Consider the following 21,467-nt stretch of genomic DNA (forward strand, 5'->3'; position numbering starts at 1 on the left):
CCTTTCGCTGGTCTAGTCTATCGGTGATGCTGTGCATCCTGTGGTCAAGGGTGTTTATCGTGCAGCCTGGCTTGCCGCGGGGCTAGCGGCAGGGCTGGGTTGCTGAGCGGCACTCGGTGCGGCAGATGCGGCGGGGCTAGCAGGTGCGCTATTCGCCGGTGCCGGGTTAGCCTGCTGGGCGGGGCTTGCCGAGGCGCTTGCAGATGCCTTAGCCGCACCACTCGCCTGGCTGTGTCGCTGCTGAACAGACTTGTCAGCCTCCACAATGCTCTTGGCGTAGCTTTCGTTCGAGCCGGCCGCCGGAGGCGAAATCAGGTTCTCCTGTTTGTTTCCCTCAGCACCGGTGGGGCTTGCAGCCGGGGTGGGGGTGCCCTCAATCGTGGAGGACTGCAGATTCAGGGTTGCCTGCGAAGAGCTCACAAACATGCCCAGGGTGCTGGCGCGTATCGCCAAATCCTGCGGGGCTTCCTTGAAACCAATCTCCTGCTGCAGCGCCTGGTTCTCCTGCACGAGGCGCTGCTCCTGCGCACGCAAATCCACCATGTCGTACTGGCGGGTCACGATCAGCACGTTGAGCAGCAGAATAAAAATCAGGGTCAGCGGAATTGCCGCAAAAACAGCGAGCATGGTGGGCGGGCTGAGCTTACGGGCTCGGCGGCGCACAGTGGACAGAGGGTTACGCTGCTTGGGCTTCGTTTCGCGTGCTTCTTCGGTGCGGGCTGCCGCACGAACGCTCGAGGGCACACGGCTCGCGTTCGTCGAGGTGCGCTTACCGCCGTGCGAAGCAGCGGTGCTGGCGGGGCGGACCACCGGCTGAGAGGCGGTGACCGGCTCCAGACGCGCGGTGCGGGTGCGGCCGGAGTGGGCTCGGGTGGAGGCGCGGCTCGCCCCGGTAGAGCCGCCAGTAGAGCCAGTAGAGGATGCGCGGGTAGAGCCAACGGCGCCGGGGGTGCCGGCGGCAGGGCGCGAGGAACCGGCGCGTCGACTCCGCGGGGCGCCCTGGGTGCGGGTGGGGCGCTGGGATGCGTGCTGGGTGCTCACTCTTCTTCGCTTTCTGTCTTCTACTTGGCGGGGATGCGGATCTTCTCGGCGGCGCGTAGCTTGGCGCTGGCGGCGCGGGAGTTCTGTTCGATTTCCTCGTCGGTAGGCGGTTCGGCGCCGCGGGTAATGATTTTGACGGTGGGCTTGTGCTCTTCAAGCTCTACCGGGAAGCCCTTGGGCGCCTTGGAGGTTGCCTCTGCGGTCAGTGCCCTTTTGACGATTTTGTCTTCGAGGCTGTGGTAGCTCATGGCGACGAATCGGCCGCCGAGGTTGAGCGCCTCCAGGGCTGCCGGTACGGCGCGTTCGAGGGCTTCCAGTTCGTGGTTCACTTCGATGCGCAACGCCTGGAAGGTGCGCTTGGCCGGGTGGCCGCCGGTGCGCTGCGCGGCGACGGGCACCGCCTTCTGGATAATGCGCACGAGCTCACCGGTGGTTTCCAGGGGTGCGTTGGCGCGGGCGGTGCAGATGGCGCGGGCGATACGCGATGCGAACTTCTCTTCGCCCCAGTTGCGGATAATGCGGCGCAGCTGGTCTTCGCTGTATTCGTTGACAACAATGCGGGCGGTGAGCTCGTCTTCGGAGTTCATGCGCATGTCCAGGGGCGCGTCGTAGGAGTAGGCGAAGCCGCGGGTGCGTTCGTCCAGCTGCATGGAGGAGACGCCCAGGTCCATCAGGATGCCGTCGATGCCCTGCACACCGGCGGTTTCCATGGCGCGGTCAATTTCGTCGTAGACGGCGTGGACGGGCACGAAGCGCTCGCCGAAGCGCGCCAGGCGCTCACCGGCGATGGCGTGAGCCTGCAGGTCACGGTCGATACCGATCAGAACAAGGTTTTCGAAGCGTTCAAGCAGCGCCTCGGAGTGGCCGCCCATACCGAGGGTGCCGTCAATCACGTAGGCGGTGCCTCGCTCCTCGACGGCGCGCTCAATGCCCGGTGCCAGCAGGTTAACGCAGCGGTCCAGCATGACGGGCACGTGGCGTTCACTGGCTTCACGCTGGGAGAGGTTCTCAATGGATGCGCCGGTCACCTTGGCGGCAGCGCCGGAGGCAGTCGTACCGGTTTCGGGGGCATGTTCTACGCTCATGGGTGCTCCTGTGAGAGTTTGTCCTGCGGGAAGGCTTACGGAAGAGTGGTGCGGGTGCTAGAGATGCCGGGCGGTAGCCATCGCGTCGGCGGGATGCCGGTTAGAGCAACGGGCTGAACGGGTCCTCGTCGAGGGCAGCGAATTCAGCTTCGGTGCGGGCGAGGTATTCTTCCCAGGCTGCGGCATCCCAGATTTCTGCGCGGGTTCCGGATCCGATGACGACGAGGTTGTCGGTCAGTCCTGCGTATTGGCGCAGTATCGGCGGGATGGTGATGCGTCCCTGCTTGTCGGGCAGTTCGTCGGAGGCTCCTGAGAGGAAAACTCGCAGGAAGTCTCGGGCGGCTCGTCCCGGCAGGGGTGCGGTACGCATCCGTTCGTGGATGCGTTCAAATTCTGCGGCGGGGAAAACGTACAGGCATCGTTCTTGACCGCGGGTCAGAACGAGGCCTGCTGAGAGTTCCTCACGGAATTTGGCGGGAAGGATGATGCGTCCTTTGGCGTCCATTCGTGGTGAGTAGGTACCTAGGAACATTCACTTCACCTCCCCGATGTGTGCCGTTGCGCTAAAGTCTGCGGGAGCGGGGTTGCTCCACAATCCTTGGAGGTGCCGGTGGCGGGGTGTGCCGGGCCGGCGCCTCCGCCGAGTGTTTGAGGGCACGGCGATAGGACTGACTTTCAGCTTTCCTCTCCACTTTACCCCACTTTCCACCACCTACCCCACCCGGCAGAGTATCTTTTAGTGTTTTTATGCTCTCTTCTGCATTTTTAACGCTGACGCACAGCTTCTACACAGCTTCGGGCGTGCGTACTCAGCGCTCCACCCTCATCAGGCTTGCCATGCCCCGACTCAATGACGGGGCTAGTTTCAGGGGGGTTAGTTTCGGGGTTTGGCGTGCTCCGCCCGCCTGCCCCTCATACTTCCATCTCTCACCAGTTCGGGCATAGTCACTAGTTCTTTGGGCATAGAAAAAGCGGAGGTAAGAGAATTCTTACCTCCGCTTGATCAGTCTTGAGTTTTGAGATTCTCGCATCGGGGGTCAGCCCTATGAGCTGAGCCGCGAAGCTTCTGCACCCTGAATACTTTAGAACTGAACGCTTTAGACCTGAGCTTTAGAGCTGACCGTTATTACGCTCGTCCCAGCGGTCCTCCAGGCGGTTCATGAAGGAAGAGCGTTCCTTCTGCTCGCGCTGACGCACACGGGCTGCGCCTTCTGCCTTACCGCCGAGGAAGGAATCTACCGGGGTCTTCTTGCTGGTGGTTGCGAAGTACACGCCACCGGCCGCAAAGAGGAAGCCGAATACACCCAGCCAAATCATGTTAGATGCGACCGCACCAATAATGATGCCCAGGCCAATAAGAACGAAGAGAATACCGAGAGCCAAGTGGCGAGCGCTAAAGACCGGCGCAGTATTGCCGGTTGAAGACATGGAGGATGCAAAGTGCGGATCCTCATTGCTCATGAGTTCTTCGAGCTGGTCCAGAACCTTCTGTTCACGCTCGGACAGTGCCATCGTTTTCTCCTTTGAGGTGTCTTTGCTCAAGATGACGTCGGTATCAACCGGGTTAGGACCGGGTTAGCTACTGTATCAGCTGGTGCGGTGAGCGCTTCTTACCGGCCGTATATTTCCCATCGTACCGCGCCGGGTGGGGTTGGCGCATTCTTTTTCGGTCAGAAGCTCTTTATGTCTTTCTCCCGCCTTCTGCGGAGGTGTTCTTCGCCCGCACTTTACGAGTAACCGGCTGCGATATAGCCGCTGACCATGCTATGGCCCAGGCTGTATCGACTCCCCAGTTGTTGCCCCTCAGCTATTCCTTATTGTGGCTCTTTTCTTCGATATTCTTCTCGGGCGCGGTAACTCCGGAGGCTGGTTTGAGGCTTTCCTGCGAGTACTTGCGGTGAATGGCGTCCATGACGTGCTCCACCTCGGACCATCTGCCGCTTTTCACGAGGCGAGCGCCAGACCCTAATTGAGTACCAGAGCCCGGGCGAATACCAAACCCTGTGCGAGTACCGTTCTGCGGACTATTACCCGCTCCCCCGCCGCGTCGTTGTGCGGAGACGGTTTGTGCGGAGGTGATTTTTGCGGAGCTGGTTTGTGTGGAGCGTGAGTTTGCCCCGCTCTCGATGGAGTCGAAGAGGGTTTGTTGCACCCCGTCTTCTGCGCGGGCGAGCTTTTCGGCGCGCACTCCGATGAGTCGCAGGGCGCGGGGTGCATCCTGCCCTACCAAGATTCCGTCTGCGCGCAGGGCTTCCAACGCTAAGGAAGCAATCTGCATGCCGGAGTCTACGGGCACGTTCAGGGCAATAGCGCGGGTGTGCGTTTCGAAGGTGCTGTAGCGGATTTTGAGACTGAGCCCTCCGGCGAGTTTACCGGCGGTGCGCAGGCGTTTTCCCAGCTTGAGGCTCAGCTCCCGAATAGCAGCGCTAACCTCCCGAGCATCGGTCGTATCCGTCTCGAAGGTGTGCTCGCCACCCATGCTTTTCTCTTCGCGTTCGGTGATCACGGGGCGCTCGTCAATGCCGCGCGCCATGGCCCAGAGGTGCTCGCCCTGGGCGGTGCCGAAGCGTTCTTTGAGCCAGTCCAGGCTCATGGACCTCATCTGGGCGATGGTGTGAATACCGTATCGGGAGAGCTGCTCGGTACTTTTCGCGCCCACTCCCCACAGGTCGGAGACTTTTCTCGGGTCAAGGAATTCTTGAACGCGCTCGGGCGGGATGACCCACAGCCCGTTCGGTTTACTACCGGTGGACGCCATTTTGGCAAGTAGTTTATTGGGCGCAACCCCCGCGGAGGAGGGCAGGGAGAGTTCCTGCGCGATGCGGTCACGAGCGCACTGCGCCAGGGCGACGGGGTCTTGGCCGTGCAAGTAGGCACCGGTTAGGTCCACAAAGGCTTCATCCACGCTGACCTGCTCAACGTAGGGGCTCAGATCGTTCAGGATTGCCATGACGGCACGGGAGTAGTGCCGGTAGTCGCCGCGCAGCGGCAGGACGGTGGCATTGGGACTGAGGTTCCGGGCGCGGCTGAGCGGCATGCCGGAGCGCACTCCGTGAGCGCGCGCCTCGTAGGAGGCGGAGCAAACAACTGAGCGGGGACCCAGGGGCGCCACGATAATGGGCTCGCCACGCAGAGCGGGGTTTTCGAGAAGTTCGACGTTGACGAAGAAGGCGTCCATGTCCAGGTGCATAATGACGCGGCCGTTCCTAGCGCCGCCGTTCCTAGCGCCGCTATTCTTGCCGGTTCGCATCTGCCCCATGTCCCCTCCTCTCATAGCCTCTACGCCCACCTACCGAAAATATAGCACATTTCTACGAAAAATAGAGGCAATATATCGTAAACGTGTTCGCAAATGCGTTCTCTTGGGCGTTTCTCCACTAAGCTAGAAGAAGTGCACACCGCACCCCATCAGGACCGTACACAGCGACCATCAGCGAGGATAGTATGACTCCCCCTTCTCCCTCCGGAGCACCCACTCCCCAGGCGACCGAGAGCCTCACCGTAGCAGCCCCGAACATCCCGGCGGCTTCTGCGCACCTCGCTGAACGTATTGCCGAAGAGCAGCGAGCCTACCTGCACGCTTTTGACACTCTCATGGCTGAGTTTTTTGCCCGCCAGCGCGAGCTGCTCGAGGGCATTTCTGCCGAAACTCTGCCCCTGCTGGAGGCTATTGAGTCCCTCTCCACCGGCGGCAAGCGTCTGCGTGCCCTGCTGAGCTACTGGGGTTGGCGAGGTGCGGGCGGCGCACCCGTCACCGAGAACCGCGCATCCTGGTCCATTGTGAAGGCGGGCATGGCGGTGGAGCTGTTCCAGACCTCCGCGCTGATTCACGACGACATTATCGACCGCTCCGATACCCGCCGCGGCGCACCCTCCGTGCACAAGCGTTTCGAGGCGGCGCACGAGCAGAATAGCTGGCGCGGTGATGCTTTCAACTACGGTCTGACCGGCGGTATTCTTGCGGGAGATCTGACCCTGGCGTGGTCTGCGGAGGTTTTCGCGTCCCTGGGTGAGGGAGCGATTTATGGCGCCCCGGCGCGCACTATTTTTGACCGGATGCGCACCGAGGTTCTGGCGGGCCAGTACCTGGACGTCTACTCCGAGGTTCTCGAGACCGAGGACGCTCAGGCGGCTCTGCAGCGTGCCCTGAACGTGATTCGTTTCAAGTCCGCCAAGTACTCGTGCGAGCACCCCTTCACGATTGGTGGTGCTCTGGCTCTGCAGGCTACCGCGCTGGAGAACGGCGCCGGTGCCGTGAGCGAGCAGCACCCGGTACTTGTCGGTTACCGTGCGTTCGGCCTGCCGCTGGGTGAGGGCTTCCAGCTGCGTGATGACGAGCTGGGCGTCTTCGGTCAGCCCGAGGTGACCGGCAAGCCCGCTGGCGATGACCTGCGTGAGGGTAAGCGTACCGTGCTGGTGGCGCTCACCTCCGCCGCCCTCGACGAAAAGGATGCGGCGCTTCTGCACAATAGCTTGGGCGAGCCCGAGCTGAGCGATGAGCAGGTGGAGCGCATCCGCGAGCTGATGGTTTCTTCGGGTGCTTTCGCCAAGCATGAGCAGCTAATCGAGCAGAAGTCACAGGCTGTGTTTGAGGCGCTGGAGGCGATGAACCTGGACGAGCCGGTGCATGCGGCGCTGACCGATATTGTGGGCCGTGCGCTGCGCCGCAAGGCATAGATGCACTGCGCCGCAAGGCATAGATGCGCTGCGCCGCAAGGCGTAGAGGTTCACCCTAGTTAGAACGTTAAACACGTTGAGGCGACATACCGGAGTATGCCACCTCAACGTATTGAGCTATAGTGCCGGATCGGTGTCACCAAGTAAGTGCCACCTAGCAGGTGCTACCAACCCGGCGTTACCAAGCTAGTATTACCAAGCCAGTGCCTGCGCACGGCGACGGATTTCAGTCTTACGACCGTCGATCAGTGCGTCGATGGGACGGCCGGGCAGGGACTCGTCGTTGGTGTACAGCCACACGATGGCTTCTTCATCGCTGAAGCCGGAGTCCTTCAGGACAACGAGGGTGCCCTTGAGGGATTCGAGAACTCGCGAACCGTTCAGGAACAGTGCGGGTACCTTGCGCACGTTGGTTTCCGGGTCGCGCAGTGCGATGAGCGTACCGTCAGAAATCAGGTTGTGTACGCGGGTCACCTTCAGGTCGAGGGCCTGCGCAATTTCGGGGATGGTTACCCAATCGCCGACGAGGGCGAAGGTCTGAGCAATATTTTCGTTAGTCACCTTTTAAGAGTGCCAGAGCTGACACGTATTTACCACTTTTGACCCGCATCTGGCACGGGGGCTCTCCTGCACACCTTTCCTTTTTGAGCGTTGCCCGCGGTTCGTGAATTGGGTTCGGAGCCTTCGGCGTTTCTTAAGAATTCGCTGAGTGTTCACCTGTTCGGCTCCCTTTGGCATCGCTTCTCCCCAGGTGGGCGGGCTAAAATGTTGAGACGTATGAATACTCCCAGCCCACGCCGGATTTCTCCCGTGACCCCTCGTTCTTCTTCTAATACTTCTGTTCCTCCCGCCACTCGTCCCGCTGCCTCTGATACCGCTATCGGTTCTTCGCAGTGGCTCAGTGGCGCCATTATTGAGGGTCATTACCAGGTGGGTTCGCTCATTGGCCGCGGCGGCATGAGTGAGGTCTATTATGCGCTGGACCTGTGGTCGAATAACCCAGTCGCGCTCAAGGTCCTCTCCCCCGCTCTGGCTGAGGATGCGGCGAACCGCCAGAAGTTCCACCGTGAAGAGCGTTCGATGCGCCAGGTGGGTGGCGGCGGGCATACGGTGGGCGTGATTTCGTCGGGTACCGAATATTTTTCGGGCAAGATGGTCATGTACATCGTCTTGGAGTATGTGCACGGCTGCACCCTGAGTCAGCTGTTGCGTGTGCGTAATGCCCTGTCCCTGGGTGAGGCTCTGGATATCCTCATTCCGGTGGTGGAGGCGCTCTCGGAGGTGCACGCGAACCGCTATCTGCACGGCGATATTAAGCCGGGCAATATTCTGCTGGACGCTAACGGTCAGGTGAAGCTCACGGACTTCGGTCTTTCTCGCCGTGATGATCAGGTGGATGCGGGCGCCCCCATGGGTACCCCTGCCTACGTTGCGCCGGAGGTCCTGGACCCGAAGGTGAAGGTTGGCGCGCAGGCTGATATTTTTGCGCTCGGCGTAATGATGTACCGCATGCTTTCAGGTCGTCTGCCCTTTGTGGGTCTGGAGAATGACCAGCAGGTGCTCTACCACAATGCCAACATCGAGATGCCCGCGCTGACCGATGTGGCACCGGGTGCGGACCGCGATATTGCGGGGCTGATTTCGTGGTGTACCCGCAAGCAGCCTCATGCCCGCCCGGAGGATGCGACCGAGCTGTTTACGGCTCTGCTGGAGATTTCTGAGTCGCTGGGTGAGTCCGAGCGCGCCTGGCGTGCCCCCTCGTGCCCGGAGCCGGAGCTTCCCCTCTGGGAGGCTGTTGCCGATATTGCGGAGCGTAGCGGTGCCGCGCAGATGGTGCGTAACACCCCGATTAGTGCTTTTAGCGATGCCCGCGATCTGCTGGTCTACGATGTGTACTCCCCCGACAGCCTCGTGTACGATGCGTCGGCGGCTGGTCAGGGTGTGCACCTTGCCGACGTGGATGCTGAGGACTCCGTGCTGAACCGCCAGGGCATTCCGCCGCTGGTCAGTTCCGCTCCCTACGACGAGGATTCTGAGGGCGAGCCGGAGAAGAAAAAGCCCGCTAAACGCGGTTTGGGTTCTTTCCTTGACCGCCGTGCGGGTGCGAAGAGCCCGCTGACTCAGTCCGTTGGCATTGGCCCGCAGACGGAGCAGGAGTTCATCTCGGCTCACGGCGAGTACGCCCCGATCCATGCCGAGCGTTCGTTGAGCCCCTCGGGTTCGCGCCGTTCAAAGGCTAAGGGGGCGGCGAGCGCTTCTGAGGCTTCAGAGGCTGAGGAGACCGCTTCTTCTCAGGATTCCGAGCAGTCTTTGCAGAAGGATCCTCGCCTACCCGCCAAGCAGTTTAGGACTCCGCCTTCCGGTATGGCGGTGGGCGGTTGGGCGCTGGTGCTGATTCTGCTGGGTATGGGTTCGAGTTTTACCGGTTGGTGGCTTGCGACCTCACTGGTGCAGTCACAATGGTGGCGCAATATTGAGGCGTTCCTGACCTTCTAAAGCTTGTCTTTGTTCTACATACCGCGCGCAGGTTAAACGCGATGCCCGGGTCTTCACTCACAATAAGTGAAGACCCGGGCATTATTTTTGCTATTCCCCGCCGACTAGTACCACTGGCTAGTACCCGCTGACTAGTACGGTGAGGCGCATCAACGTTTTATGCGCGGTTCTTGAGGTACTCGGAGACCAGGAACGCAATTTCCAGGGACTGCGAGTGGTTCAGGCGCGGGTCGCACAGGGACTCGTAACGGTCAGCCAGTGCTGCCTCGTCGATAGCGTCGGAGCCGCCCAGGCATTCGGTCACGTCGTCGCCGGTCATCTCCACGTGGATACCGCCGGGGAACGAGCCCAGAGCCTCGTGAACCTCGAAGAAGCCGCGAACTTCGTCGAGCACGTCGTCGAAGCGGCGGGTCTTGTAGCCGGAGGGCACGGAGATAGTGTTGCCGTGCATCGGGTCGGTGACCCACACAACCTTCGCGCCTTCGGCCTGCACGCCCTCAACGATTGCGGGCAGCTTCTCGCGAATGTTCTTGGCGCCCATGCGGGTGATGAAGGTCAGGCGGCCGGGTTCGCGGTTCGGGTCGAGCTTGTCGATCAGTGCGAGTGCATCCTCAGCGGTGGTGGTCGGGCCCAGCTTCACGCCGATGGGGTTGCGGACCTTGGAGAGGAAGTCTACGTGTGCATCGTCGATGCCGCGGGTGCGCTCGCCAATCCACAGGAAGTGTGCGGAGGTGTCGTAGGGCAGGTGGGTGCGCGAGTCGATGCGGGTGAGGGCACGCTCGTAGTCCAGCACGAGTGCCTCGTGGCCGACGTACATGTCGGTGGTCTTGAGGGCTTCGAAGTTCACGCCGCATGCTTCCATGAACTTGAGGGCGCGGCCGATTTCGTTGGCGGTCTTCTCGTAGCGCTCATGCGCGGGGTTGGAGGTGAAGCCGCGGTTCCACTGGTGCACGGCGCGCAGGTCTGCGAAGCCGCCCTTGGTGAAGGCACGGATCAGGTTCAGGGTGGAGGCACTGGTGTGGTAGCCCTGCAGCATGCGCTTGGGGTCGTGTACGCGGGCTTCGGGGGTGAAGTCGAAACCGTTGACGGTCTCGCCGCGGAAGGAGGGCAGGGTGACGTCGCCGCGGGTTTCCATGTCTGCGGAGCGCGGCTTGGAGAACTGACCCGCCATGCGACCCATCTTCACCACGGGCATGGAGGCGCCGTAGGTGAGCACTGCAGACATCTGCAGGATGGTCTTGACGCGGCCGGAGATCTTGTCGGCGGTTGCACCCGCGAAGGTTTCTGCACAGTCGCCGCCCTGCAGGAGGAATGCGCGGCCTTCAGCAACCTCACCGAGTGCCTGGCGCATGGCGTCGACCTCACCGGCGAAAACGAGCGGCGGTACCGAGTTCAGCTCGGCGATGGTGCTCTCAAAATCTTCGTGCTCGCTCCAGGTAGGCTGCTGGTCAATGTGCAGCTGACGCCAGGTGTCCAGGCCGTGGTCGGGGGCCTGCGAGGTGCTGAGGTTTTGATTGCTCATCTTCACTCCATTGGGATGGTCTTGTGCGTTTTCTGGTTCACCCCTGCTTCAGGTGCTCGGTAGGCCGTATGTGGCATGCGTTCACGTGATTCTTAGGGGCGAATAGACTAATTGTACTCTTGCCCCCTTCAACGCCTAGCCGTCTAGTCAGGTACATCTCATATGTTTAGATAGAGCTATTCAAAATCAATGATTCGGGCATGGAAGATTAACTGCGCGGAGGGGACGCGAAAGGGCGAGACTCGGGGTATCACCCCTTATCCCGCCCTTGGCGTAGTCGCATACCCGCTTGGGCAACGTTTAGTTAGTTCTGTAGCTGTGCGACTGCCTCATCCGCGCTCATGTTTTTATCAGCCATGAGCTTCTTGACGCGGTCGGCGTACACGTCCACGTATTCCTGGCCGCTGAGGGCACGGATCTCGGTGCCAATACGGTCGGCGATTTCACGTTGAACGCGGTGGCTCAGGTCTGAGCCGTCGGTGTATTCCTCGAAGGTGAGGGGCTTGCCGATAATGGTACGCACCTGGATGGGTTTGCCGTCGTGGCGCAGACGGATACGGTTTGAGCCGGAGGGCTGAATCAGGTCGGTACCGATCTGTCCGACGGGCACTACGGGCACGCCTGCTTCAACTGCGAGGCGGGCGACACCGACCTTGGGACGGTAGCCGCGTCCGTCGGGGCTACGGGTGCCTTCGGGGTAGATGCCAATCACGCCGCCGTCCTTGAGGACCTGCGCACCGGCGTTGAGGGATTCCTGGCTCTTCTGGCCGCCGGAGCGGTCCATGGGAAGCTGGCCAACGCCTCGGAAGAACGCCGCCATGGCGCGGCCCTTCACGCCGGGGGTGGTGAAGTAGTCGCTCTTGGCGAGGAAGTTCACGGTGCGCGGCATGGCGAGAGGAATAAAAATGGAGTCGCAGAACGCCAGGTGGTTGCTGGCGACGATGTAGGGTCCCTCGGGCAGGTTCTCCAGGCCAACCACGTCGTGGTGGTACAGTCCCTGCAGCAGGGGTGAGCCAAGAACCTTGAGCGTTGAATAGAGGGCGGTGTTAGACATTGGGGTCTCCTCTCTGAATGTTCCCGGCTCAATTCTAGCGTGTCTGGAGAGGCGCGAGAGAACGCGTGATAATTAAAGAAAAGAGAACGATTTTTCTGCGCACCGGTGTATTCGGGTGCGCTGGAGGCGATATACCGGCATCGGCGCTGTATCTGTGGCGCCCCACCGGGGTACGCTATAGAGCCTGCACCTGCGTTCATATTCTCGCAGGTTGGCGAAGGAGGACCATGAGCATTTTTGATAACTCGTTGGAGCCGCTCAAGCGGATGCGCCGCAAGGCTCGCGAGCGCAGGCTTCTAGCAACCCAAAATGTTAAGGACTCCCTGGCGCGTCGCCTCGAGGGCGACCAGGAGACGTTCGATCACTCCCCCGTTTCCTTTAGCCCTGACCCTGCGCAGCATTCTGTGGGTATTTTGTTGGTGCACGGTTTTACGGGTTCGCCGCACAGTATGCGCCCGTTGGCTCAGCGTTTTATGGAGCTCGGCTATGCGGTGGAGATGCCTGTGCTGACTGGTCACGCAACCCGTTGGCAGGATTTGCGTGATAGCACGTACCAGCAGTGGCTGGCTTCTGCTGAGCAGGGGTACCGTCGCCTGGTTGATCAGGGGCTGCAGGTGGTGGTCATTGGTATGTCGATGGGTGGCACGGTGGCGACTCATCTGTCGGCTCGTCTGCCGGTGGCGGGCACGGTGCTAATTAACCCCTATATGGTGGATGTGAACCCGATGATGCGCCACGCCGGCAGGGTCTCGAAGGTTCTGCCGGTGCTCAAGGCGATTGGTTCCGATATTGCGGTTCCGGGTGTGAATGAGGGTGCTTATTCGCTGGTTCCGACGGCGGCGGTGCATCAGCTGCATCTTTTGGGTGCTGAGACTCGTGCCCTGATTCCGCAGTTGAAGTCGCCGGTCCTGTATTTGCGTTCACTGGGCGATCATACTGTGTCGGATAGCTCCCACAAATATTTTCTCGAACATTGTTCAGTTCCTGTAAAATTTAGGTGGCTGACCCGCAGCTACCATGTGGCAACCCTGGACTATGACGCAGAGTATCTGCTCTCCACCATCCAAGATTTTGTCGCATCCCTAAACCACTAATTCTGCGGCTCCGCTCGCTGCAACTGGCGCAAGCATCACCCGCCGTGGCGAGTAGAACAGCAGATAGATATTACGGCTCCTCGGGCCATCGAGGGCACCCCGCGGCACCTGATTCGCCACGGGCTCACGCCCTGATTTGAAAGGCGCATTATGAAAGTCTTCTCCACTCCCGCTGAGGTTATTGTCGACCCCTCACTGAACCTGACAAGCATTGTTGAGCGCCACCGTACCGATAGCTCCAATCCGGTGCTGTACCGTCGTCAGATGTCTCCGGGTAACTGGCAGCCGGTTCGCGCCCAGCAGTTCCACCAGATGGTGACCGACCTGGCTAAGGGCATGATTGCCGCTGGTATCCGCCCGGGTGACCGTGTGGGTATTATGAGCCGCACCCGTTTTGAGTGGACTGTCATTGACTTCGCGATTTGGTATGCCGGTGCTGTCTCCGTGCCGGTATATGAGACGAACGCTGCCGCCCAGGCGGCGTGGGCGCTGTCCCATTCTGAGGCTGTCGCTATTTTCGTCGAGGATGAGAAGCTCCTGAATCGTGTGGCTGAGGCGGAAGAATACGCTGCTTCTACTTCTGAGCCGTGCCAGCTCAAGCACCGCTGGGTCATTGAGAACGGCGACCTTGATACCCTCAGCGCTCGCGCGTCCGAGGTGAACGATGAGCAGCTGGAGCAGGTACGTTCCGCTGCAGGCTGTGATGACATCGCGACCATTGTGTACACCTCCGGCACGACCGGTCGCCCCAAGGGTTGCGCACTGACTCACGGTCACTTCCTGAACCTGAGCGCGAACACCAAGTTTGCAGAGTCTGAGATTGCGAACTCCCGCAACTCCTCCATTCTTTTCTTGCCGCTTGCGCACGTTCTGGCGCGCCTGATTCAGGTGCTGGCGCTGGATGCTGGCCTGGTTATCGGTCACTCCCCCAATATTAAGAACCTGGCTGCTGACTTGGATAGCTTCAAGCCGACCATGCTGCTGGTGGTGCCCCGCGTCTTTGAGAAGGTGTACGAGGGCGCCATGGCGAAGGCGGCTAAGGGCGGTAAGTTCAATAAGGCTCTCTTTGAGCGTTCCACCGACATTGCGGTGCGCTGGTCGCAGGCGAAGGTTAAGGGCCGTGTCCCGCTGAAGCTGGCGGCGCAGTACGCTCTGTACGACAAGCTGGTCTACTCGAAGCTGCGTGCGGCTCTGGGCGGCGAGCTGCGTTACGCGGTTTCCGGCGGCGGCCCCCTCGGCGAGCGCCTGGCGCACTTCTTCCACGCGGTAGGTGTGCAGGTGGTTGAGGGTTACGGTCTGACCGAGACCTGCGCCCCGATTGCTGCTGGCCGCATCAACCCGTACCAGATTGGCATGATTGGCCCGCTCATCCCCGGTTCCGAAGGCTATATCGCTGAGGACGGCGAGCTTCTGGTTCGTGGCGTGGGCGTGATTAGCAGCTACTACAAGAACCCCGAAGAGGACGCTCAGGCGTTCACCGAGGACGGTTGGTTCCGTACCGGTGACCTGGCTCGTTTCGATGAGCGCGGCTACCTGAAGATTGTGGGCCGCAAGAAGGAAATCATTGTCACCGCCGGCGGTAAGAACGTGATTCCGGGTATTGCGGAGACTCATCTGCGTACCTCTCCCCTGGTTTCTCAGGCGATGCTGATTGGCGATGAGAAGCCGTTCATTGCGGCTCTGGTGACCCTGGATCCGGATACCCTGCCCGAGCAGTTGGAGCACCTGGGTCTGCCGCGTTCGCTCTCCATCCCGGAGGCTGCTGTTCACCCGGCGGTTCGTGCCGCGATTCAGAAGCTCGTGGACGAGGCGAACCAGCTGGTTTCCCGCGCCGAGGGTATTCGCGAGTTCCGCATTATGAACCGCGACCTGACCGAGGCGGACGGCTATCTAACTCCTTCACAGAAGCTGCGCCGCGCGAAGATTCTGCAGGACTTCTCCTCCTACGTGGATGAGATGTACGGCAAGGTTTCCGATAGCACCTCGGATTCTTTGGCTCGCCTGCAGGAGTACGCGGCGGAGCAGTCTGAGAAGTTCGCTGAACTGCGTGAGCAGGCTGCTGAGCGTCTGCACGAGTACGCGGATCATCAGGCAGAGCGTCTTGCTGAGCTGCGTGAGCAGGCGGCTGAGAAGTTTGAGGAGCTGCGTGAGCAGACCGCCGAGATGATGCAGAAGCCTCATGAAGAGAAGGATAAGGACTCTTCCGCCGAGGATTCTTCCGCAGGAGCTCCCGCCGAGAAGCCTATTGAGAAGCCCGCGCAGGCTGAAAAGAAGACCGCGCAGCAGAGCCCTCAGAAGTTTGAGGGCGACAACGCATAACTGGCTCTGGCTACCGTCAACGAGAGGCCATATACAAGAGGAGGGGGCGTACCTAAGTGGTACGACCCCCTCCTCTCTGTTTTTTCGCTGTTTGTTCGCTAGAAGCCTTAGCTTCCGGGCGTTATCTAGCCGTCGTTAGTTGGCGGGCTCGTCGAATTCCAGGCCGAGCAGCGCGTTCTCAACGATTTCGGTCAGTGCCGGGTGGATCCAGTACTGGCCGCGTGCGAGGGTGCGCGCATCCATGCCGAAGCTCATTGCCTGCAGCAACGGCTGGATGAGCACGGAGGACTCTTCACCAACCAGGTGCGCACCGAGCAGCTCGCCGTTGTCCTTGCGGGCAATGAGCTTGCACAGGCCGATCTTGTCTTCCATTGCCCAGCCGTAGGCGGTGTCGCCAAAGTTCTGTGCCTTGACGGTAATCTCAAAGCCTTCACGCTCAGCCGCCTGGCGCGCCTGCTCTTCGGTCATGCCGACCATGGCGATCTGCGGGTTGCTGAAGACTGCGCCGGGTACGTAGCGGTGGTCGCTGGCGCGCAGGTCATCGGGGTGGCTGAGGTTGTGCTGCACAACGCGTGCCTCGTGGTTTGCCACGTGCTTGAGCTGGTAGCGGCTGGACACGTCACCGAGGGCGTAGACGCCGGGTGCGGGCGCGCCGTTGTAGAGCACGCGCTGGTACTTATCGACGCTGAGCTGGCCGCCGTCCTGCACGTCGAAGTAGTTCTTCGCGTTGAGGGTGTCGGTGTTGGGGCGGCGACCGGTCGCCACGAGCACTGCGTCTGCCGGGATTTCGAGCAGTTCTTCACCATTCTCGGAGGTGCGCTTAGCTACGACGGTCACGCTGCCGTCGGCGTTCTCACGGATTTCGGAGAGGGACGCGTTCTTGACAATGTTCCACTGCTTGCTTGCGGCTTCTTCAAAACGCGCCACGATCTCTTCGTCCACACCGCGCAGCAGGCGGGAGGAGCGGTTCAGCTGGGTTACTTCGGTGCCGAATGCGGAGAAAACATGGGAGAATTCTGCCGCAATCACGCCGCCGCCGATGACGACCATGCGGGCGGGCAGCTCGTCCATGCGCATGACGTTGTCGTTGGTGTAGACCTTAGCGGAGTCGATACCGGGCACGGGAGGCAGCACGGCGCGCGAACCTGCCGCAATGACAATCTGGCGGCCCTGCAGGCGGGTGCCGTCGGTCAGCTCGACGGTGTGGGAGCCGACGAAGTGCGCATACTGGTCGTAGAAATCGACGTTGGGCAGAGCGGCACGCCAGTCGCGGCCGCCTTCAGAGATCTGGTCGATGCGGGAGGCAAAGATACGGTCACGAATCTGCGCCCAGTGCACGGCGTCTACATGTGCGTCAACGCCCAGGTGCTTGACCTCGCGGGTCTTCTGCGCGATGGTCGCCGGGTAGACGTACATCTTGGTGGGGATGCAGCCAACGTTCAGGCAGGTGCCGCCGAAGATACCGCCGTCGATGAGGGCGACCTTCTTGTCGTCCCATTCGGGGCCGATGAGGGTGTTTCCGGATCCGGAGCCGATGACGATGAGGTCGTACTGTGCTACGCCGTCAATGCGTTCTACGTTCTCGATGCTCATGTGGTCCTCTCGTTGATGGTGTTGAGGCTGGGCTCGTTCCCAGCGTGCCCCTCGATGACGGGCTTATTCCTGTTATTGCCACTATAACGTGTACGGGCGGCACGCTATTCCCGCTATCTCATCTCTTTACCTGCTGATACGCGAAAGTGCGCCGTCCCAAAGAACACAGCACTGAGAGCACAGCGCTGAAAAAACAGCGGTTCTTTGAGAAGACGCACTCAAGCGTTGAAACTATGCGAGCCCGCGGATTAGTAAGGCCTAGATGTCTGCCGCTTAGAAATCAGCGCTTAGAGATCGGCCATGAGCCCAGCCAGCAGGCGGGTGAAGTCAATGGCGGGATCAACCGACTCTTCGTCGGGCCAAAAATGAATCGGGTACGCGGCACCCTGGGCGCGCTGTAGCACAGGGCTTTCAGCGAGCACTGGTTCTGCCACGAGCTCGCCGAAGAGGGAACGCATTTCGTCGCGTCGGTAGCGGTGTTCGCTGTCGTTGGGGCGCATCTTGTTGATAACTACTCCCGCACCGTCAATGCTGATGCCGCTTTCCTGCTGAAAACGCACGATGGCGCGCAGGGTTCGTTCGGTACCCGCCACGGAGAAGAGAGAGGGTTCAGCGACCGAGAGGATGCGCTCACTCACCGCCCAGCCCATCGAAGACAGGGTTCCGAGGAACGGCGGGCAGTCAATCAGGATGACGTCGTAGGCGTCCGCTGCCGCCTCCACCATGCGCTTGAATCGGCGGATGAACGGCGCCGCTTCCTGACGGTCCACGAGGGTGGAACGAGCCGAACCGCGCGCCACCTTCACGCTACCGGTGGTCACGGGGTTATTGGTCAGCAGGGTGGGTTTGCCGACGAGCGCGTTCCAAGAGGAGCTACCGGCTTCCTCCGCGAAGGCGCGCTCATTGGAGCTGGCGATTAGGGAGGCGACGTCGGGGATGGTTTCATCCACTGCCAGGCCGGTGCTGGCGTCGCCGTGGGGGTCGAGGTCAATAACGAGTGTGGAGAGTCCGCTGTGTAATGCCGCGGAGGCAAGCCCCAAAGTGATGGACGTTTTGCCGACGCCACCTTTGAGGCTGCTGATACTGACGATGCGGGGCATGCAGGTCCCTTTTATGAGTGAGGTGTAATGCCCCTTTATTTTAGCGAATCTTCGCTTTTCTTCCGGCTCTGACAGGGGTGTATCTTGAGTTTTTTCTCAAGTGGGCATTGAATATTCCCTCGGGCTTAAAGCTTCAGCCCGCGCTCGCCACCTGACAGGTGGTAAACGCGGGCTGATCTACGTTTTATGTTTTATGCCTGTGCGCGGCGGGCACGGCGGGCGGCGAGTTCGTCGCCCTCGAAGTTTTCGTGCATTTCTTCGCCGGGCTGACCGTTGAGGTTCATTTCGATTTCACGCCAGACGCGACCGATAGCGATACCAAAGACACCCTGACCCGCCTGAACCAGGTCAATAACTTCGCTCGGGGAGGTGCACTCGTAGACGGTGGTGCCGTCACTCATCAGGGTGATGTTCGCGAGGTCGTCAATGCCGCGGGTACGCAGGTGCTCAATGGAGGTGCGAATCTGCTGCAGGGAAACGCCGGTGTCCAGCAGTCGCTTCACGATCTTGAGTACGAGCACGTCGCGGAAGCTGTAGAGGCGCTGGGTGCCGGAGCCGGATGCGCCACGCACGGTGGGTACAACCAGGTCGGTACGTGCCCAGTAGTCGAGCTGACGGTAGGTGATGCCGGCTGCCTTGCAGGCGACGGCGCCACGGTAACCGAGGTTCTCCTCGACCACGGAGACAGGGTCGGTGAAGAGTACGCCCTGTTCACCGCGCGGAGGCGGTGCTACGGGGAAGAGGGTATCGAAGCCGTCCAGGGGCTGGTCAAAGCCCTGGGGTGCGTGCGTGGTTGCGGCCTCGCCTGCATTTTCGGCTACCTGCTGCTCTAGCACGGTCCCTCCTTTTCGTTAAACCCTTTTAAGTGCTTCACCGCGCCCTATCAAATGCGGTCGTTATCGTTCCGGTGTAGCCCCGGTTGTCGGGGTGAGATTCTAGGGGTGAGCCTTAGAATCTGTGTCTATGATTCGCGCGGTTCCGGCGCGGTTTTCAATGCTACACATTGGTTCGACAATACGATTCGCGGAACACGTCTCGATAGTGCGACCGATGCGCGATAGGCGCGGTTGTTCAATCTATTTTAACTGATAGAGGGCTCTACTTAAAATTGAACCCACCGGAGCGAATGATCTTTTCAGATTCATTCTCCTGCATTAACACCGTATGAGGCGCGCCCCTCCCCCGCCATTCGATTCGCTTTCCCCCCCATCTCCGCTGCGTGGCGGGAGTTTAAAAAGTAAATGCGTACGGATAGGTAGTCCGTACGCATTTACAGCTGAGTTGAGTGAATAGCCTTGGCAGGCCGGGAGCCCCCTGGTTAGAAAGCTCTTCGTGTTGGACGAAGGGGTAGAAATTCCGAGCGTGCCAGCGTCGGCTTCGTCCAAGTCTAGAGGCCGCTACCCGTTGGTGCGAGTAGGGACTATAGAGGGAATCACCGTGGTCAGCGGTGTTTCCCGATAGGAAATCCCCGTTTGGGGAGAGCGGTAGAACCGCTCAGGGTTTACGAGCGGCAGACTGTCCGGTAGTCTGCGTCTTCGTCGCCTACTCGTAGGTAGGCATTGCCGATTCGACGAGGGTTGCGTGCAACTGCAGGCACAACTTGCGGATCTTGTCGGCTCGTTCCTGCGCCTGAGCCTGGGAGGCTGCGTCGCGGCGCGATGCCAGCGGAGCCACCGCAATTTCCACGAGGGAAATTTCACGGTCTGCCGCAGACTTGAATGCGCGCAGGTGACGGGGCTGAATGCCGTGCTGGGTCAGCTCTGCGCTCACGCGGGCGATCAGCACGTCGTAATCGGTGTACTCCACATCCGAGCCGTCTTCGAGCAGTCCAAAGTCAATCAGCTCACGGATCAGGTCGGGAGTGGTGTTAGCATATTCTGCCAGCTCACGGAGGGTGTAGGTGCGGCCTTCCTGCTCGTCCGGTCCGAGGACGGTATCCAGGACGTCTTCACTTACGGTGGCGGGCATGGAGTTCAGCACGCGACCGGCTTCCAGATCCTCCAGATGCTGACGGATTACCTTGAGCGGCATGTAGTGATCGCGCTGCATAGTGAGGATGTAGCGCAGGCGCTCAATATCGGTCTGGGAGTACTTGCGGTAACCGGTTTCGGTGCGACTGGGGTGCACCAGGCCGCGCTCCTCCAGGAAGCGAATCTTGGATGCGCTAATTCCGGGGAACTCCAGGTCGAGCTGACTAAGAACCTGACCGATGGTCCGGCTCTTAACGTCACGCGGGTTACGGTCAGAGTCGCCGTTCTCCACGTCCTCTAGTTGAACCTCAGCCTTAGTGAGGTCTTCATCGATGCGTGAGGTCATCTATGTCTTTCGGGTACTTGTTCAGCCGATGTCGATACGAGCCGAAATTTGAGTGAGTGGCTCGTTCCCCCGGTCGGGGGTCTCGCTTCGTGCCGAACATCTTTGCTTAGTGTTGAGAGTGTGATAGATAAGTTTAGTTGTTTATCACGAAATGATAAACCGCAAACCTTCGAGACAATCTTATAGCCTCACAAGGCATTTTGCTATTTAGTTCGCCCTTTTCAGAGGCTTTTTGAACCCAAAAATAGCCACACAATCAAACACTATCTAGTAGAGACAATACCAATTTTAGCAAAATTCCAATACTTCAAACACATGCATCTCACATTGGACTGCTTTACGAGGAAAATTTTATCTTCTCGCGATAGTTGAAGTTTTCATCACATTTAACTTGAAAGAGGCTCCCACTAGGGGTTTAGCTATCTTTCAAGCCCCTCAGATAGCTTCAGAGACCCTCAAGATGAACCTTAAATACGCCCAACTATTTGCGTTTGTGTGCATTTTAAAAGAAAAACGGCGAGACCAATCGGTCTCGCCGTCTCACCACTACATACCTCTTATCCGAGGCCTATAGAAGGTCTTAGAGTCTATCGACTTAGAGCTTGTCCAGCTCCGCCTTGTACGCCTCTGCATCCAGCAGGTTCGCCAGATCATCAGCGTTCTCGGGGCGAATCTCAATGATCCAGCCCTCGCCGTAGGGATCGGAGTTAACCAGTGCGGGGTCATCCTCCAGGCCCTCGTTCACTGCAACAATCTCGCCCGCAATGGGAGCGAAAAGATCAGAGACAGACTTGGTGGACTCAATCTCACCGAAGCTATCCTCAGCAGCTACAGAGTCGCCGACAGAGGGAAGGTCGACGTAGACGACGTCACCCAGTGCATCCTGAGCGTGGTCAGTAATACCAACACGTACGGTGCCCTCGGCGGTGAGAGCGGAAACCCACTCGTGCTCAGAAGTGTACGAGAGTTCTGCGGGAACGTTGCTCATAGCAGCGGTGTCCTTTCAGTGTGTTCTTGCGTAGCGCGGACCGTCCCGCGCACGGTGTCGTTCCGTATGTGGGATGACGGAACGTCCTACACCAATTATCACATAAGAAGTAACGCGGGGCACGTCCAAACACCCCCGTACCACTTCTAAGACACTATATTTTCCTTATCCTATCTAGCCGC

The 21,467-nt window shown here is 59.9% G+C and carries 17 protein-coding genes; 4 read left to right on the forward strand and 13 right to left on the reverse strand.

From position 1 onward, the window contains the following. Positions 1-54: 54 nt before the first annotated feature. The 5 genes from RQ593_RS05050 to dinB form a co-directional block, all read right to left on the reverse strand. Complete coding sequence (locus RQ593_RS05050; protein ID WP_311449978.1) at positions 55-1,041, reverse strand: amino acid ABC transporter ATPase; 987 nt, start codon at positions 1,039-1,041, stop codon at positions 55-57. 20 nt (positions 1,042-1,061) lie between these two features. Beyond that, positions 1,062-2,126, reverse strand: coding sequence for a 16S rRNA (cytosine(1402)-N(4))-methyltransferase RsmH (gene rsmH / locus RQ593_RS05055; RefSeq protein WP_311449979.1), 1,065 nt, complete (start codon positions 2,124-2,126; stop codon positions 1,062-1,064). Positions 2,127-2,226: 100 nt separating this feature from the next. Further along, a complete protein-coding gene (gene mraZ, locus RQ593_RS05060) occupies positions 2,227-2,658 on the reverse strand; it encodes a division/cell wall cluster transcriptional repressor MraZ (protein WP_005506565.1) in 432 nt (143 codons plus the stop codon). A 578-nt stretch (positions 2,659-3,236) separates the two neighbouring features. Further along, positions 3,237-3,638, reverse strand: coding sequence for a DUF3040 domain-containing protein (locus RQ593_RS05065; RefSeq protein WP_049337555.1), 402 nt, complete (start codon positions 3,636-3,638; stop codon positions 3,237-3,239). Between the two features lie 295 nt (positions 3,639-3,933). Continuing rightward, complete coding sequence (gene dinB, locus RQ593_RS05070) at positions 3,934-5,385, reverse strand: DNA polymerase IV (protein ID WP_311449980.1); 1,452 nt, start codon at positions 5,383-5,385, stop codon at positions 3,934-3,936. 185 nt (positions 5,386-5,570) lie between these two features. Between dinB and RQ593_RS05075 the strand changes: the two genes are divergently transcribed. Next, positions 5,571-6,803, forward strand: coding sequence for a polyprenyl synthetase family protein (locus tag RQ593_RS05075; RefSeq protein WP_311449981.1), 1,233 nt, complete (start codon positions 5,571-5,573; stop codon positions 6,801-6,803). A 192-nt stretch (positions 6,804-6,995) separates the two neighbouring features. Here RQ593_RS05075 and RQ593_RS05080 read toward each other — a convergent pair whose 3' ends face one another. After that, positions 6,996-7,364 (reverse strand): Rv2175c family DNA-binding protein, encoded by a 369-nt coding sequence (locus RQ593_RS05080; protein WP_060823681.1) that lies wholly within the window; start codon positions 7,362-7,364, stop codon positions 6,996-6,998. Positions 7,365-7,613: 249 nt separating this feature from the next. On the opposite strand from RQ593_RS05080, the gene RQ593_RS05085 reads away from it, so the two are divergent. Continuing rightward, positions 7,614-9,299 (forward strand): serine/threonine-protein kinase, encoded by a 1,686-nt coding sequence (locus RQ593_RS05085; RefSeq protein WP_311449982.1) that lies wholly within the window; start codon positions 7,614-7,616, stop codon positions 9,297-9,299. 157 nt (positions 9,300-9,456) lie between these two features. Here the strand turns inward: RQ593_RS05085 and RQ593_RS05090 are convergent, their stop codons facing one another. Both RQ593_RS05090 and RQ593_RS05095 read right to left on the reverse strand, forming a co-directional pair. Continuing rightward, positions 9,457-10,821, reverse strand: a complete 1,365-nt coding sequence (locus RQ593_RS05090; protein WP_311449983.1) for a class II 3-deoxy-7-phosphoheptulonate synthase — start codon at positions 10,819-10,821, stop codon at positions 9,457-9,459. Positions 10,822-11,125: 304 nt separating this feature from the next. After that, positions 11,126-11,875, reverse strand: coding sequence for a lysophospholipid acyltransferase family protein (locus RQ593_RS05095; RefSeq protein WP_311449984.1), 750 nt, complete (start codon positions 11,873-11,875; stop codon positions 11,126-11,128). Positions 11,876-12,102: 227 nt separating this feature from the next. Between RQ593_RS05095 and RQ593_RS05100 the strand changes: the two genes are divergently transcribed. Both RQ593_RS05100 and RQ593_RS05105 read left to right on the forward strand, forming a co-directional pair. Beyond that, positions 12,103-12,969 (forward strand): alpha/beta fold hydrolase, encoded by an 867-nt coding sequence (locus RQ593_RS05100; RefSeq protein WP_311449985.1) that lies wholly within the window; start codon positions 12,103-12,105, stop codon positions 12,967-12,969. Between the two features lie 150 nt (positions 12,970-13,119). Further along, the gene (locus RQ593_RS05105; protein WP_311449986.1) at positions 13,120-15,288 is read left to right on the forward strand and encodes an AMP-binding protein; all 2,169 of its coding nucleotides are present in this window, start codon (positions 13,120-13,122) and stop codon (positions 15,286-15,288) included. Positions 15,289-15,423: 135 nt separating this feature from the next. Here RQ593_RS05105 and RQ593_RS05110 read toward each other — a convergent pair whose 3' ends face one another. The 5 genes from RQ593_RS05110 to gcvH form a co-directional block, all read right to left on the reverse strand. After that, positions 15,424-16,881, reverse strand: a complete 1,458-nt coding sequence (locus RQ593_RS05110) for a mycothione reductase (protein ID WP_311449987.1) — start codon at positions 16,879-16,881, stop codon at positions 15,424-15,426. Positions 16,882-17,168: 287 nt separating this feature from the next. Further along, complete coding sequence (locus tag RQ593_RS05115) at positions 17,169-17,981, reverse strand: ParA family protein (RefSeq protein WP_060823688.1); 813 nt, start codon at positions 17,979-17,981, stop codon at positions 17,169-17,171. A gap of 191 nt (positions 17,982-18,172) precedes the next feature. Beyond that, positions 18,173-18,817 (reverse strand): MerR family transcriptional regulator, encoded by a 645-nt coding sequence (locus RQ593_RS05120; protein ID WP_005507725.1) that lies wholly within the window; start codon positions 18,815-18,817, stop codon positions 18,173-18,175. Positions 18,818-19,523: 706 nt separating this feature from the next. Further along, complete coding sequence (locus RQ593_RS05125) at positions 19,524-20,297, reverse strand: MerR family transcriptional regulator (protein WP_070634459.1); 774 nt, start codon at positions 20,295-20,297, stop codon at positions 19,524-19,526. A 595-nt stretch (positions 20,298-20,892) separates the two neighbouring features. Continuing rightward, on the reverse strand, positions 20,893-21,285 hold the full coding sequence (gcvH, locus tag RQ593_RS05130; RefSeq protein ID WP_049337538.1) for a glycine cleavage system protein GcvH: 393 nt from the start codon (positions 21,283-21,285) through the stop codon (positions 20,893-20,895). Positions 21,286-21,467 lie beyond the last annotated feature (182 nt).

This window comes from uncultured Rothia sp., from assembly GCF_963507905.1.
GTDB lineage: Bacteria > Actinomycetota > Actinomycetes > Actinomycetales > Micrococcaceae > Rothia.

Coding starts and splice junctions, on each gene's coding strand:
- dinB (WP_311449980.1), bottom strand. CDS start 5,385: ATGGGGCAGATGCGAACCGGCAAGAATAGCGGCGCTAGGAACGGCGGC.
- RQ593_RS05075 (WP_311449981.1), top strand. CDS start 5,571: ATGACTCCCCCTTCTCCCTCCGGAGCACCCACTCCCCAGGCGACCGAG.
- RQ593_RS05065 (WP_049337555.1), bottom strand. CDS start 3,638: ATGGCACTGTCCGAGCGTGAACAGAAGGTTCTGGACCAGCTCGAAGAA.
- mraZ (WP_005506565.1), bottom strand. CDS start 2,658: ATGTTCCTAGGTACCTACTCACCACGAATGGACGCCAAAGGACGCATC.
- gcvH (WP_049337538.1), bottom strand. CDS start 21,285: ATGAGCAACGTTCCCGCAGAACTCTCGTACACTTCTGAGCACGAGTGG.
- RQ593_RS05125 (WP_070634459.1), bottom strand. CDS start 20,297: ATGACCTCACGCATCGATGAAGACCTCACTAAGGCTGAGGTTCAACTA.
- RQ593_RS05110 (WP_311449987.1), bottom strand. CDS start 16,881: ATGAGCATCGAGAACGTAGAACGCATTGACGGCGTAGCACAGTACGAC.
- RQ593_RS05095 (WP_311449984.1), bottom strand. CDS start 11,875: ATGTCTAACACCGCCCTCTATTCAACGCTCAAGGTTCTTGGCTCACCC.
- RQ593_RS05090 (WP_311449983.1), bottom strand. CDS start 10,821: ATGAGCAATCAAAACCTCAGCACCTCGCAGGCCCCCGACCACGGCCTG.
- RQ593_RS05115 (WP_060823688.1), bottom strand. CDS start 17,981: ATGCCCCGCATCGTCAGTATCAGCAGCCTCAAAGGTGGCGTCGGCAAA.
- rsmH (WP_311449979.1), bottom strand. CDS start 2,126: ATGAGCGTAGAACATGCCCCCGAAACCGGTACGACTGCCTCCGGCGCT.
- RQ593_RS05105 (WP_311449986.1), top strand. CDS start 13,120: ATGAAAGTCTTCTCCACTCCCGCTGAGGTTATTGTCGACCCCTCACTG.
- RQ593_RS05100 (WP_311449985.1), top strand. CDS start 12,103: ATGAGCATTTTTGATAACTCGTTGGAGCCGCTCAAGCGGATGCGCCGC.